General features: G+C 42.9%; 14 protein-coding genes. 9 read left to right on the top strand and 5 right to left on the bottom strand.

From position 1 onward, the window contains the following. Positions 1–9: 9 nt before the first annotated feature. From fbp to FCN14_RS04945, 4 genes are all read right to left on the bottom strand, one after another. Entirely contained in the window at positions 10–1,041 is a 1,032-nt protein-coding gene (gene fbp / locus FCN14_RS04930) for a class 1 fructose-bisphosphatase (RefSeq protein ID WP_138429964.1), read from the bottom strand. Between the two features lie 41 nt (positions 1,042–1,082). Then, positions 1,083–1,709 carry a dephospho-CoA kinase gene (coaE, locus tag FCN14_RS04935; protein ID WP_138429965.1) on the bottom strand — a complete coding sequence of 209 codons (627 nt, stop codon included), beginning with the start codon at positions 1,707–1,709 and terminating at the stop codon, positions 1,083–1,085. After that, positions 1,709–2,828 (bottom strand): peptide chain release factor 2 gene (prfB, locus tag FCN14_RS04940; RefSeq protein WP_138430714.1). Its coding sequence is split into 2 segments (ribosomal slippage): positions 1,709–2,767 and positions 2,769–2,828, totalling 1,119 coding nucleotides; the frame shifts between segments, so codons are not numbered across the junction. The genes coaE and prfB overlap by 1 nt, the downstream gene beginning before the upstream one ends. Positions 2,829–2,899: 71 nt before the next feature. Continuing rightward, positions 2,900–3,142, bottom strand: a complete 243-nt coding sequence (locus FCN14_RS04945; RefSeq protein WP_138429966.1) for a hypothetical protein — start codon at positions 3,140–3,142, stop codon at positions 2,900–2,902. 294 nt (positions 3,143–3,436) lie between these two features. On the opposite strand from FCN14_RS04945, the gene FCN14_RS04950 reads away from it, so the two are divergent. The 9 genes from FCN14_RS04950 to galE all read left to right on the top strand — a co-directional run bounded on the left by FCN14_RS04950 (position 3,437) and on the right by galE (position 12,982). Further along, entirely contained in the window at positions 3,437–4,573 is a 1,137-nt protein-coding gene (locus FCN14_RS04950; RefSeq protein WP_171032810.1) for a BtaA family protein, read from the top strand. Next, positions 4,573–5,208, top strand: coding sequence for a class I SAM-dependent methyltransferase (locus tag FCN14_RS04955; protein ID WP_138429968.1), 636 nt, complete (start codon positions 4,573–4,575; stop codon positions 5,206–5,208). Before FCN14_RS04950 ends, FCN14_RS04955 begins: the two co-directional genes overlap by 1 nt. A gap of 78 nt (positions 5,209–5,286) precedes the next feature. Further along, on the top strand, positions 5,287–5,913 hold the full coding sequence (locus tag FCN14_RS04960; RefSeq protein ID WP_138429969.1) for a tetratricopeptide repeat protein: 627 nt from the start codon (positions 5,287–5,289) through the stop codon (positions 5,911–5,913). Between the two features lie 366 nt (positions 5,914–6,279). Then, entirely contained in the window at positions 6,280–6,666 is a 387-nt protein-coding gene (locus FCN14_RS04965; RefSeq protein WP_138429970.1) for a VOC family protein, read from the top strand. Further along, the gene (locus tag FCN14_RS04970; protein ID WP_171032811.1) at positions 6,638–7,543 is read left to right on the top strand and encodes an alpha/beta hydrolase family protein; all 906 of its coding nucleotides are present in this window, start codon (positions 6,638–6,640) and stop codon (positions 7,541–7,543) included. Before FCN14_RS04965 ends, FCN14_RS04970 begins: the two co-directional genes overlap by 29 nt. A 108-nt stretch (positions 7,544–7,651) precedes the next feature. Continuing rightward, positions 7,652–10,906, top strand: a complete 3,255-nt coding sequence (locus FCN14_RS04975; RefSeq protein WP_138429972.1) for a S41 family peptidase — start codon at positions 7,652–7,654, stop codon at positions 10,904–10,906. A gap of 152 nt (positions 10,907–11,058) precedes the next feature. After that, on the top strand, positions 11,059–11,430 hold the full coding sequence (locus FCN14_RS04980) for an acyl-CoA thioesterase (protein ID WP_138429973.1): 372 nt from the start codon (positions 11,059–11,061) through the stop codon (positions 11,428–11,430). A 106-nt stretch (positions 11,431–11,536) separates the two neighbouring features. Further along, a complete protein-coding gene (locus FCN14_RS04985) occupies positions 11,537–11,899 on the top strand; it encodes an Hpt domain-containing protein (RefSeq protein ID WP_138429974.1) in 363 nt (120 codons plus the stop codon). A 75-nt stretch (positions 11,900–11,974) separates the two neighbouring features. Further along, positions 11,975–12,982 (top strand): UDP-glucose 4-epimerase GalE, encoded by a 1,008-nt coding sequence (galE, locus tag FCN14_RS04990; RefSeq protein ID WP_138429975.1) that lies wholly within the window; start codon positions 11,975–11,977, stop codon positions 12,980–12,982. Between the two features lie 7 nt (positions 12,983–12,989). On the opposite strand, the gene FCN14_RS04995 is transcribed toward galE, so the two are convergent. After that, positions 12,990–13,706, bottom strand: coding sequence for an InlB B-repeat-containing protein (locus FCN14_RS04995; RefSeq protein WP_138429976.1), 717 nt, complete (start codon positions 13,704–13,706; stop codon positions 12,990–12,992). Positions 13,707–13,739 lie beyond the last annotated feature (33 nt).

Below are 13,739 nucleotides of genomic sequence, written 5' to 3' on the forward strand. Positions count from 1 at the left end.
GGAGTAAGGTTATACCTCTACTCCCTTATCTTTATACTTATCTAAAAATTCTTTCACTTTTAGTACATTTTCCTTTGAGCCAATAAAAATCGGTGTGCGTTGGTGAATAGCTTCAGGCTTAATCTCCAGAATACGTCCATTACAATCAATAGCCATACCGCCGGCCTGTTCAATAACAAAACTAAGCGGATTACACTCATACATCAGTCGTAATTTACCATTGGGGTACTGACTACTGTTGGGATAGATAAAGATTCCCCCTGTTATCAACGTTCGGTGTACATCTGCCACCATGGACCCAATATACCGTGCTTTATATGGGCGGTCGGTTTCCGGATCTTCCACCTGGCAATATTTCACATACTTTTTAAGCCCTTCTTCCCACGAATGGTAGCTCCCTTCATTAACGCTGTATATCGTTCCGTGATCTGGAATTTTAACATCATCGTCGGAAAGGATAAACTCTCCAATACTGGGGTCCAATGTAAAGACCGAAACACCTAACCCTGTTGTATATGCCATCAAAGTGCTAGAGCCATACAGAACATAACCGGCAGCAACCTGCTTTATTCCCGGTTGTAAAGCATCATCCTCGGTTAGCACATTCGTACTGGTATCTTCGCGCATATAAATTGAAAAAATACTACCAATAGACACATTAACATCGATGTTGGATGAACCATCAAGAGGATCCAAATACACAATATATTTGCCCCCTTCATTGTCGAGCTCGACAATACCGTCATTCTCCTCCGATATCACCATACAGGTAATTTCTGAGCGATTCAGGGCAGAAATAAGTTGCTTATCAGCAAAGAGGTCCAGTTTTTTAACCGACTCACCGTGTACATTTGTTGATCCCTCTTCGCCCAGGATATTAGTTATGCCTGCTTTATTAACCTCTCTCGATATAATTTTTGCAGCTAACCCTATATCTCTGACGAGCTGCGATAGCTCTCCTGTGGCCCCGGGGAATTTATTTTGGGACTGAATAATATACTCTTCTAGCGTTATAACCCGGTTAAATTTGCGATCTACCATGCCTACTCTTTGATTAAAAGACTAATCTATTTTAATAATTTTCATTCATCTTGGGATTTTTTTCCATTTTTCCCACCCAAAGGTAAAAATTTTTCATACACAATTTCAGCTTTCTTTTTGAGTTCTTTCAGCGTCCCATTGTTCCGAATTATAATATCGGCTACATCTGTAGAATCTTCAAAATTTCGCTGTTTATTCATTCTCTGCCTAATATCTTCTGCCGAACTCTGATCTCTGATCTGTACCCGTTGCAGTCGTTGCTCTTTATTGGCCAAAACCAATACGATATAATCGAGCGCACCCGGTTCCAGGTTTTCTAATAAGAGGGCGGCTTCATACACAAAAATTGCGTATCCTTTTTTTTGGGCCTCTGCCATTTTCTGGCGCGCCGCTGCAGGTATTTTGGGATGAACAATAGCATTAAGTTCCTCCACCCTTCCTTTTTCAAAAGCCTCATTAGCAAGATATTGGCGATTCAAGCTGCCATCGGCTATATATGCCTCTTCCCCGAATGTTTCCAGTAGATCCTCTTTGATCTCGGGATCACTCACCATCAACTCCTTAGCTAAATCATCGGCATTCACAATATATGCTCCTTTCTCTGCCCATATTTCACACACCGTCGATTTGCCACTACCGATGCCCCCGGTAATACCTACAGTAACCATTATTCTGTTTTTGAAGATGATGATATAGAAAGCAAGTAGGCGTTGATAAACTCATCCAGTTCTCCATCCATTACCGCTTCTACATTTGAGGTTTCATGATCCGTACGATGGTCTTTTACCATATTATAGGGATGGAATACATAGGAACGAATTTGTGAACCCCATTCAATTTTACTTTTGGAATCCTCAAGCTTCTGCTTTTCACGCTCTTTTATCTGTTTTTCGAGCTCATATACCTTGGAACGCAGCAAAACCCACGCCTTATCACGATTTTGTTTCTGCGAACGCTCTTGCTGGCATTCGGCCACTACTTGCTCTTTGGTACCGTCAGAAAGTTCTCCTTCCCAAACCAAGCGCACAGCCGTTTCGGTCTTGTTGACATGCTGCCCCCCTGCACCACTGGCACGGAAACGCTGAAGCTCTACATTGCTCGGATCGATATCTATTTCGATAGTATCATCTACAATAGGAGACACAAAAACCGAACAGAAAGAGGTGTGCCGACGAGAGTTGCTGTCGAAGGGAGAAATTCGAACCAATCGGTGCACGCCACTTTCGGCTTTTAGAAATCCATATGCGAACTCTCCTTCAACCTGAATTGTAGCACTCTTGAGACCTGCAACATCTCCCTGCTGGTATTCAATTACAGAAACTTCATAACCCTGATCTTTAGCCCAACGCGTATACATGCGATATAGCATTTCGGCCCAATCCTGGCTTTCGGTTCCACCAGCTCCCGGGTTGAAGGTCAGCAAAGCATCGCGATGATCATCTTCGCCGCGCAACATATTCTGAAGCTCCAAGGCATCCAACTCTTTTTCAAGCTGTTTTACTTCTTTCTCAAGGTCTTCCTGTACATCTTCGCCCTCTTCTAAAAATTCTCGGTATACCCGAATACTGTCACGAAGCTCATCCAGGTAATCCCATCGAGCAACCATCTCTTTTTCATGGTCGATCTTCTTCATGATTTTACGTGCTTCATCTGGATCATCCCAAAAGTTGGGATCCTGCGTCTGCTCTTGAAGCTCAATAATTTTTACTCTGCGTTGCTCATAGTCAAAGATACCCCCTGAGCGCATCAACACGCTCGAATAACTCATTAAGATGGTCTGTATTGATTGTTGTAGTACTCACGGTATCAAATGCTTTGTAATTAAAGTTCTTCTAAAAATATTCTGCAAAAACAGTTTTTACCTTTTGCCGATCTTCCCCAGAAGGTATCCAATAGCAATACCTCCTAAAAGAGAAAGTAGTACCCCCTCTTCGGGGTGCGAACGAACATATCGGCGGGCCTCCCGATAATCTCTATCAAGCTCATCCTTAAGTTCTTCTCGCTCACTCTTCAGCTTATGTATAAGCTTTTCATAACGTTTGAGTGCTTCTTTTTTCTTCTCTTCAATCTGTTCTTGTGTACTGTTTTGTTCTTCAGCCATAGCTTTAATAGTTCATTGCAGTTTCTTGAAAGATACAAATTTCAAAAGGAATCACAGCTTAAATTTATAACTAATTTATCAATTCTCAGGAGTCTTTTCTACAGTCATGCATCTGACTAAAGTGCGTTGTAGCGAGAATGTAACTCCCCCGAAACTTATGCTTGGGAGCTGTAGCCAGTAAGCTTTTTCAAAAACAATTCTTAACAAAAACTTTACGATAGATTCACACACAATACATACTCATATCTTATGTTAAAATCCGTGATGCAAAAACTATCAAACATAGTAACCAAGTTGCAAAATCGACTTTTCGAGTCGGTCATCTCCAGCAATCTCATATATAACACATGCTGGGAAGATCCGCGCATTGATCGCAAACTGCTGGATATTACCCCCGACAGCCGCATTGTAATGCTTACCAGTGCGGGCTGCAATGCTTTAGACTACCTGCTTGATGCTCCTGAAGAGATTCACTGCGTGGATATTAATCCTGCTCAAAATGCTTTACTAGAACTTAAAAAAGCTCTTTTCAATTATAACAGCCATCCATTACTCTGGGAGTTTTTTGGTAACGGTGCAAAAAAGGGAGCCGAACTAAAATACCACCAACATCTTCGGCAACTATTACCACAAGTTGCCCGGGAGTATTGGGATAGAAATATCAATTACTTTATTCCAACCTCTGCCCTTCCCAGCTTTTACTTCAGGGGTACTTCTGGCAATGTAGCCCGCTTGATACACAATCGTATTCAACGCAAGGGCTTGTACCCAAAAGTACTAGAGATGCTCAATGCTGAAAGCCTGGAAGAACAAGCTTACTATTTTGAAGATATTGAACCTCAACTTTGGTCGGCTTTTTCCAAATGGTTGGTCCGCCGTAACGCTACAATGACGATGCTGGGGGTACCAACGACCCAGCGAGATATGATTGAACGAGAATACCAAGGCGGTATACTCGACTTTATTCGCCAGTCTCTTCACAATATTTTTACTGGCCTGCCCCTGCACGATAACTATTTTTGGCGAGTTTATCTTACTGGTTCTTATAGTACGGACTGTTGTCCGAACTACCTACACGAGTACAATTTTAGTGACTTGCGAAATCGCATAAATAATATTGAGACACACACTACTTCCTTTTCTCATTTTTTAGATACCCAACCCGGTTCTTTTTCTCACTTTATCCTTCTTGACCATCAAGACTGGATGGGGGAAGCTAAACCTGAGCTCTTGGCTAAAGAATGGAAAAGCATTCTCAGAAAAGCCCAAAGTGGTGCAAAAATACTGTTTCGCTCAGCAGCTCCTTCATTAGATTTTATACCTGATTTTGTTACGGACCGCATACAGTTCCATCCGGAACAGACCACCCCTTTGCATGCCAAAGACAGGGTGGGCACTTATGAATCTACACATTTGGGGATTGTAAAATAATGGAAATACAACGTACCTATACCGATCATTCTCATGATAGCAATGTTGAAAATTACTATCGCTTTCATTCATATATCTACGATGTTACGCGCTGGAGTTTTCTGTTTGGTCGCGACCAGCTACTTGATATGATCCCAACACTACCTTCGCAGCCTCGTATCCTGGAAGTAGGCTGCGGTACCGGCAAAAACCTGGATCGATTGCAATACCATTTCCCCGATGCACAGCTCGTAGGCATCGACCTTTCCCCTTCAATGCTTAAAATAGCTAGAGATAAACTAGGTGACAACCAACAAGTAGAATTACTACAAGCAAAATACGGCTCAGACGCCCTGGCCCTAGAACCTTTTGACCTCATACTCTTTTCTTATTCTCTTAGCATGTTTGGTAGTGGTATTGAATATGTTATGACACAGATGTCGGCAGATCTCAATAAACGAGGATATATTGCCGTTGTTGACTTTGACACCTCACCTTATAGGTGGTTTCGAAAATGGATGGGAGTGAATCACGTTGACCTAGACGGTCATATCCTACCCCTTCTCAATAATTATTATCGCCCTATCAAAACACAAAGAAACGACGCCTACCTGGGCCTATGGTCCTATTTTAAATTTATAGGTCAATATATTTGATTCAAAAGATTAGCATGAACCATATTTTATCTATTTTTATGATGAGTTACCCCTCATCTTTTCTTATTTTAAGGATCTATGGAACAGATCAAACAAAAGATTTCAGAGATAAAAAATGAACTGCAAGAATCCCCGCAAGATGCCCAGCTTTTAAATGAACTGGGAGTAGGACACCATATGCTGGGTCAATATCAGGAAGCCGCTGAAGCTTATCAGCAATCCCTGGCTCAAGATCCCGACAATTTCAAGGTTCATTTCAATCTTGCCAACACCTTTTTTGAGCAACAGAACATTGAAAAGGCGGTTAATCATTATCTTAATGCATTAGACATCCAACCCGACTATGTACCCGCCCTAAATAACCTGGCAGATGTATATGAGCTGGCCGAAGATAAAGAACGGGCGCTGGAGCTTTTTGAATATATTACTAAGATTAAACCCAAAGATCCTATGGGGTACTTTAATCTCGGTAATTTCCATCTCCGGTGTAATAATACGGCCGAAGCAGGACGCTGTTATAAGTTGGCTATTGAGCAAGACCCGGAGTTTTACGAAGCCTATAATAATATCGGGTTTATCCTGAAGCATCTACAGGAGTATGAGGAAGCGATCTCATACTTTGAACAATGCCTTGAAATAGAACCCAACTATGAACCGGCCCAACGAGATTTAACTGCCTGTAAAGAGGCACTAGCTGATGCTTAGCTCAAATTATATGATCGTGCTTGACGCATATTGACTAACTGATGGATTTGATGTATTGCAATAGTATTTAATGGATTTTGCCTTTGCCGCAAAAAGGGATTTCATACTCTTATCCTGCTAATCCACATAAGGCGTTTTAAGAGAGTATAAGTTGTGCCTACCAGAGAGTTTACTTGTAATCGTCTTTCGATGGGAATTTCCGTAATGCCCACTTATTATCTCTAAACAGCTAATTGGGATCAAAGCAGCTTTTGCCATTAGGAGCGGTTTTGTTATACAACTACTTTTTTTGTAGAAATTTACTACTTTTAAAACTGATCCTCCTTTACCTAAAAGGGTATAAATCATAATTAAAAGTTAATTACTATGAGAAGAGTAATCGGAATAGGAGGTATCTTTTTTAAAGCAGAAAACCCGGCCGCACTCGCCAGCTGGTACGAGGAACATCTGGGTGTTCCCATTGACAAAAGTTTTGGTGGATACTCCTTCAATTGGAATAATCAAAACCAACGCCCAATGAATGGCTACACCCTCTGGAGTCCCTTTAAAGAAGATACTGAGTACATGAAACCGAGTTCTAAAAACTTCATGTTCAACTTTATTGTTGATGATCTCGAAGAACTACTCCAGGTATTGGAAGAAGAAGGCATTAACCAACTAAATAGTATGCAGGATACCGAATTCGGAAAATTTGCCTGGATTATGGATCCCGAGAATAATAAAATTGAACTTTGGGAACCGGCAGAAGAATAACAGATTCAAAAAAGTTATCGTAACTAAAAAAGATATAACCATACAGGCAGAAGACGGTTTCCCGCTGGCAGCAACCCTGTTTGTACCACAAGATGATACTATTACACAGGTTGTGGTTATCGGATCGGCCCTCGGCGTTCCCCGATATATCTATTTTAAACTGGCCCGTTTCTTTGCTCAAAACGGATGTACTGCCCTTACTTTCGATTACCGGGGCATTCATCAATCACAAAACGAAAACGTCTCAGGTTCATCTATTAAAATGGCCGACTGGGGCGCCCTAGATATTGATGCTGTACTAGCTTGGGCCAACAATGAATGGCAGCCACAAAAAATAACCTATTTCGGGCACAGTTGTGGCGGACAAGTGCTAGGGCTTGCACAAAATGCTCACAACATTGACAAAGCAATTTTTGTAGCCAGTCAATCCGGTTATTGGAAACTGTGGGAATTCCCTTACCGTTGGGGCGTATGCTTCATATGGTACAGCTTACCCTTACTCACTCCTTGGTTCGATAAATTTCCAGCCCGAGCTTTGGGTATCTCCTCTGTTAACATACCAAGCGGAGTTGCCCGACAATGGGCTGAATGGGGAAGATCAACAAATTACCTCTGGGATAACATAAACCAGGAAGCCCTCGACCGCTACAACAAACTTTCTTTTCCACTGCTCTCAGTGGGCTTTACCGATGATCACTTCTTTGGTCCCCCAGAATCAGTACAAAAGTTGCTGAACTACTATCCCCAAACAGAATCAAAAGTTCAAATCATCGCTCCCTCCGAAATCAACAAAAAAAAGGTTGGGCATTTCGGCTTTTTAAAAGATGACTTTGCCCATCCACTTTGGAATAACTGGGCCCAATGGCTACTTACATAGTGCTTTTATTTATTGAAGAACGTATGCAGTTTGTTATTCAATAACAGGCTCTTAAATTAGGTACAGATTAATTAGTAAAAACCAATTTTCGGGTACAACTGGCTCACTATGAAAAAACCTATCTCCGTCTGCCTGCTCATCATTATTGCTATATTATTAACTGTCCCAGTAGCTGAATTGTATGCCCAAGGAACACGCTTGCTGCGCGAACCAACGGTGAGCGAAGATCATATTGTTTTCGCCTATGCCGATGACCTCTGGATAACCGATAACAGCGGAGGTACAGCCCGACGCCTCACTAGCGGCAAAGGTGAAGAATCTGAACCACACTTTTCACCCGATGGATCACAAATCGCCTTTACCGCCGAATATGACGGTAATACCGATGTGTATATCGTCTCAGCCGAAGGCGGACAACCCAAACGACTGACTTGGCACGGCGACAATGATGAAGTCTCCGGATGGAGCCCCGACGGAGAAAAGGTGCTTTTCGTATCCGAACGCAAAGGAGTACCCACAAAAGGAAACACTTTTTATACTGTACGTACCGAAGGCGGGCTACCGCAAAAGCATAAAGTGCCACGAGCAGCCACTGGTGAATTCTCTTCCGACGGACAGTATATTGCTTACCAGCCTGTAGACTTTTGGGATCCTGAATGGAGAAACTATCGTGGCGGGCAAGCTAAACCGATATGGATTTTAAACCTGGAAACCGATGAACTTAAGACATCACCACGCGCCAATCGCGAACGACATATTGATCCGGTATGGCTCAATGGTACCGTTTATTTTCTCTCCGAGCGTGATTACACGATGAATATTTGGTCATACAATCCGGAGACCGAGAAGAGCAAACAATACACTTTTCACTCACAATTTGATGTCAAAAGCCTAGATGCCGGCAACAAGATCATTGTCTATGAGCAAGGAGGCTACCTCTACAAACTGAATCCAACTACAGGGGAACACAGCCAAATAGAAATTAATGTGCGTGGTGATATGACCAGGGCACGTCCACGCTGGGTTGATGCCCCAGCTACAACCCTAAGTAATGCAACCCTCTCTCCTACCGGGCAAAGGGCTCTCTTTCAATTTCGCGGTGAGATTCTTTCTGTACCCAAAGAAGCCGGCGACTGGCGCAACCTGACCAAGAGCTCGGGCATTGCCAACCGTTATCCCATCTGGTCACCTAACGGACAAAATATTGCCTGGTTTTCAGATGAAAGCGGTGAATACCAGCTGTATATATCCGATCAGAAAGGATTGGAAGAACCACGTCGGATAACATTGCCAGAACCCACTTTCTTCTTTACTCCGACCTGGTCACCCGACGGCCAATATATCTCCTATACTGATACCCACTATCGCCTCTGGTATGTAAATATTGAAACGGGCGAAGCCAATCATATTGATACCGACGGCTATGCCCATCCAAACAGGACCTTAAACCCCCAATGGTCGCCCGACAGTAAATGGATAGCTTATGCCAAGCGTCTTCCCAGTCATTACCATGTGATAAAAGTACATAATATTGAAACCGATGACACCTACCAGATCACCGACGGCATGGCAGACTCCATCGATCCCGTTTGGGATGAGAACGGTGAATATATTTATTTTCTATCGAGCACCAATTTTGGGCTTAATACCGGCTGGCTTGATATGAGTTCATACGACATGTCACAGACATGGGGACTCTATATAGCAATACTTGATAAGGATACCTCCTCTCCCTTCCTTCCCGAAAGTGATGAAGAACCAAAAACTAATAGCGAAAATAAAAATGGGAATGAAAAGAAAGATTCAAATAACACAACCATTGATATAGAAGGCATTACCGATCGCATTGTACCTGTGGATATCCCCGAAAAAGAGTACAGTGAACTGATGGGCGGTCCGGAAAATCACATCTTCTTTAAAGAAGGGAGTGATCTCTACCGCTTTAACATACAAGAAAACAAGAAAGAGAAATTCATTGGACCTATACAGGATGTTACCATCTCACAAGATCGAAAGAATCTACTGTACCGCAGCGGTAAACAGTGGGGCATCATATCTACAACCGGTGGAGCACAAGAACCGGGAAATGGAAAAATCGACGTTAGTGATATACAAGTACGCGTTGATCCTCCAAAAGAATGGGCTCAAATTTTCCGGGAAGGATGGCGTTTCCAGCGTGACTTTCTATATGTAGATAACGAACATGGTGCACCTTGGCAGAAAATTTACAAATGGTATAAACCATGGGTTAAGCATATTCGTCACCGTTCAGATATGAGCTATCTTATCGATATCTTGGGGGGCGAAGTATCGGTTGGGCATTCCTATACCTATGGGGGCGACTTTCCCGAGGCCGAAGAAGTAGAAATAGGACTGCTGGGGGCCGACCTTGAAGAAGTCAACGGATACTATCAGATAAAAAAAATATATACATCAGAAAACTGGAATTCCGACCTTCGTGCACCACTGGCTCAGCCCGGTATCAATATATCAGAAGGTGATTATATCCTGGCCGTAAACGGTGATCCACTGCGTGCTCCCGATAACCCATTCAGTCTCTTCGAGGGTACAGCAGATCGCCACACCATTCTCACAGTCAATGACAAAGCCCAAAGTGAAGGAGCCCGGCAAGTTGCCGTAAAGCCAATAGAAGATGAAAGCGCCTTGCGACTACGAAACTGGGTTGAAAGCAACAGACGTAAAGTGGAAGAGCTTTCAAACGGACGACTTGGTTATGTATGGTTACCTAATACCGGTAATGGCGGCTATAACGCCTTCAACCGCTACTATTTTGCTCAACAGCACAAAGATGGTATCGTTATCGATGAACGTAATAACGGCGGAGGGTCGGCAGCAGACTACATGATTGATGTAATGGACCGCGAACTGCTGGGCTATTTCAATAGTAAAGCCGGCGACAAATTCCCGCCATTCACCACCCCCATGGCCGGTGTTTGGGGACCCAAAGTAATGATTATCAATGAACGAGCCGGCTCTGGCGGAGACCTACTGCCCTATATGTTCCGTAAAAAAGAGATCGGTCCCCTCATTGGTACACGAACCTGGGGTGGATTGGTAGGCACCTGGGATACCCCCGCATTTATTGACGGAGGGGGTATGATTGCTCCCCGCGGCGGTTTCTATAATACGAAAGGCCAATGGGAAGTAGAGGGCAAAGGAATTGCACCCGACATCCCTGTCAGGCAACTTCCGGCTAAAGTAATAAAAGGGAAGGATCCCCAGCTGATCCGTGCCGTAAAAGAAGCCCAAGAATTGTTAAAAATAGAAGGTATCGAACTGAAGAAAGAACCTGAGCCACCGGTGAAATGGAAACGTGCCGATAAAACTGAGGGTTGGAATTAATATTGAAATGGTTTTGCAAAGCCATCTGTACCTCTAAAACAACGTGTGGCATGCATAGATACCTGTTATATAAAAGATTTAAAATCTCAATAAGCAACCACACAAATAAATGCCTACCTTTGGGTGCACTATACTAATAATTACACAATATTATGAGATTTTTTAGTCGGAAACTTATCAAACCTGAAGACTTAAACGCCCATGGCACCCTTTTTGGGGGTTCTGTACTCAGCTGGATTGATGAAGAGTCTGCAATCTATGTAACCTGCCAGCTCAACAAAGGCAATATCGTTACAAAGTTTATGTCCGAAATTAACTTTGTAAGTTCGGCCGGACTGGGTGATATTATTGAAATTGGCATGGAGACCGTCAAGTTCGGCAAAACTTCCATTACTGTACGCTGTGAAGTTCGTAATAAATTTTCAAAAGATAGCATTATCAAAATTGATGAGATCGTCTTTGTACATGTAGATGAAAATGGCAAACCTCTTCCTCACGGCATTACTGAACCTCAAAACGACTAGCTAATTCGCTACCATACCTTTACCTAGTCCACCAAAAGTGATATCTTGAGCCAGAAATTAACTGTTTAACGGGCTCTGCTATTTATTTTTAAATAACCCCATTATCATGGATTACCAGTTTATAGAACCACAGAAAATAAAAGATATGCTCTTTGATGATGCTGAATACGTCATTGAATTTTGTGAGGCCGGGCTCTCATCCTTTGGTGAATTTGAGGAAGGCTTTGGTACTCATCTGCGTGATAGAAATATGGAAGAACTTCGTAAAGCTGGACACAAAATAAAGCCGGGAGCCCAAATGATGGGAGCAGATGAAGTGATAGAAGAATATGAACGTGCCAAAGAACTTCTGGAAAATGATGCTTCAGATCAAGAGCTGGATGATTCAATTGATACGATGGAGGGCTACTGTAATTCTATTAAAGATGAACTTAAAACACTGGCCAAAGCTGAAAAGGCAAATAGCTAGTTATTAGCCGATTCTTTTTTTCTTCGGGCAGACTTTTTAGCACATTTTCTATCTAAATCTAAATATAATTAGTGAATGAATATATTAGTCACAGGCGGCGCAGGGTATATTGGCAGCCACACTGTTGTTGAACTGCTGGAACGAGGCGATGACGTTGTTGTTGTTGATAACCTAAGTAATAGTAAAAAAGAGGCCCTGGACCGCGTTGAAGAAATCACCGGTAAATCGCTCACCTTTTACCAGGCCGACCTCTTGGATAAACAGGAGATTGATACAGTTTTTAGCAAACACGACATCGATTCCGTTATCCATTTTGCCGGATATAAAGCGGTAGGTGAATCGGTAGCAAAGCCGCTTTCTTACTACCATAACAATATTACCGGTACCCTATACCTGTGTGAGGTTATGCGCAAACATAATGTTTATAATCTCGTTTTCAGTTCTTCGGCCACCGTTTATGGTGATCCCCATAAAGTACCCATCACCGAAGACTTTCCTACGTCGGCTACCAATCCTTACGGCAGAACCAAGCTTTTTATCGAAAAGATACTACGAGATCTCCATGTCTCAAGTGAACAATGGAATATTGGGCTACTTCGCTACTTTAACCCCGTGGGGGCTCATCCCAGTGGCCGAATCGGTGAAGATCCCAATGATATTCCCAACAACCTGATGCCCTATATCACACAGGTTGCAGTAGGCAAACTGGATGAACTTTCGGTCTTTGGAGATGACTACCCCACTCATGATGGTACGGGCGTTCGTGATTACATCCATGTTGTAGATTTAGCCGAAGGTCATCTGAAAGCTTTAGAAAAGCTGGAAGAAGATCCCGGGGTGGTAACATACAACCTGGGTACCGGCGAAGGCTACAGTGTACTTGATGTAGTCAAAGCTTTTGAAGAAGCTTCTGGCCAGAATGTGCCCTATAATATTACAGAACGGCGTCCAGGTGATATTGCCAGTTGCTATGCTGATCCCGCTAAAGCAGAAAAAGAACTAGGCTGGGCTGCCAAATATGAACTGGTTGATATGTGCAAACACTCTTGGAACTGGCAGTCAAACAATCCTACTGGTTATTAGATACCGTTTATCGCTCACCAATTATATAAAGAGTTGTCTTGGTAGCCCCGCTAATGATGTATGAGCGCTCCGTTTTCATATCCACAATAAAGGAGGGCTCATTGGGACTATCGGTTAATTGAATTGTATTGAAATAGGTTTTATCGGAATAGTTCCACTTCAGCGTCACATCATTAGCCTGTTCCGATTGAATATCGAGCGTCCAGCTAAGAGTGTCTTTATCAAAAGAACGGTAATCTTCAGCCAATCCATAGTTGGGAATTGAAAACCGGGCATCAAATCCATTATCGGGCGGGGGCGGCGGTAAATCTCGATCAATACCTTCATCAAAACCATCGGTAGCTCCTTCTTCCATACCCAGAACCAAGTCCATTTCGGGATTAACCCCATCGGTTACTAGCAATCTGAATATATAGTCCGGCACCCCAAAATTGGCCGTTAGATTCATATCGCGGGTTATCTCAAAAGTGAGCGGGTTATCGGTTGCCGTCGTATCACCGGTCCAATTTAGAAAATGCAGCGTATCCGACGGCTGAAGATCTACTGCCTCAACAGTTATCGACCTACCCTCTGCATACGTTCCAAAAGGTGGATTTACCTCTCCCGCGCCCGGGGGAGTAACAGAACTTTTCATATCAAACAAGGGATCATTATAGCCGAGTCCCCCATCCGTACAGGAGATAGACAGAAGACTGAAAATTACAAGCAGAGCAAAAAGTCTCATAATAACATCCTTTGGAATTACACCTTATAAAGG

It is taken from the genome of Fodinibius saliphilus (assembly GCF_005869845.1).
In the GTDB taxonomy this organism is placed as follows: Bacteria; Bacteroidota; Rhodothermia; order Balneolales; family Balneolaceae; genus Fodinibius; species Fodinibius saliphilus.

What these genes read in the sequence shown, in the direction of transcription:
- FCN14_RS04985 (WP_138429974.1), top strand. Translation starts at nt 11,537, where the DNA reads ATGGATTACCAGTTTATAGAACCACAGAAAATAAAAGATATGCTCTTT.
- FCN14_RS04980 (WP_138429973.1), top strand. Translation starts at nt 11,059, where the DNA reads ATGAGATTTTTTAGTCGGAAACTTATCAAACCTGAAGACTTAAACGCC.
- FCN14_RS04960 (WP_138429969.1), top strand. Translation starts at nt 5,287, where the DNA reads ATGGAACAGATCAAACAAAAGATTTCAGAGATAAAAAATGAACTGCAA.
- fbp (WP_138429964.1), bottom strand. Translation starts at nt 1,041, where the DNA reads ATGGTAGATCGCAAATTTAACCGGGTTATAACGCTAGAAGAGTATATT.
- FCN14_RS04995 (WP_138429976.1), bottom strand. Translation starts at nt 13,706, where the DNA reads ATGAGACTTTTTGCTCTGCTTGTAATTTTCAGTCTTCTGTCTATCTCC.
- FCN14_RS04975 (WP_138429972.1), top strand. Translation starts at nt 7,652, where the DNA reads ATGAAAAAACCTATCTCCGTCTGCCTGCTCATCATTATTGCTATATTA.
- galE (WP_138429975.1), top strand. Translation starts at nt 11,975, where the DNA reads ATGAATATATTAGTCACAGGCGGCGCAGGGTATATTGGCAGCCACACT.
- FCN14_RS04945 (WP_138429966.1), bottom strand. Translation starts at nt 3,142, where the DNA reads ATGGCTGAAGAACAAAACAGTACACAAGAACAGATTGAAGAGAAGAAA.
- FCN14_RS04955 (WP_138429968.1), top strand. Translation starts at nt 4,573, where the DNA reads ATGGAAATACAACGTACCTATACCGATCATTCTCATGATAGCAATGTT.
- FCN14_RS04965 (WP_138429970.1), top strand. Translation starts at nt 6,280, where the DNA reads ATGAGAAGAGTAATCGGAATAGGAGGTATCTTTTTTAAAGCAGAAAAC.
- coaE (WP_138429965.1), bottom strand. Translation starts at nt 1,709, where the DNA reads ATGGTTACTGTAGGTATTACCGGGGGCATCGGTAGTGGCAAATCGACG.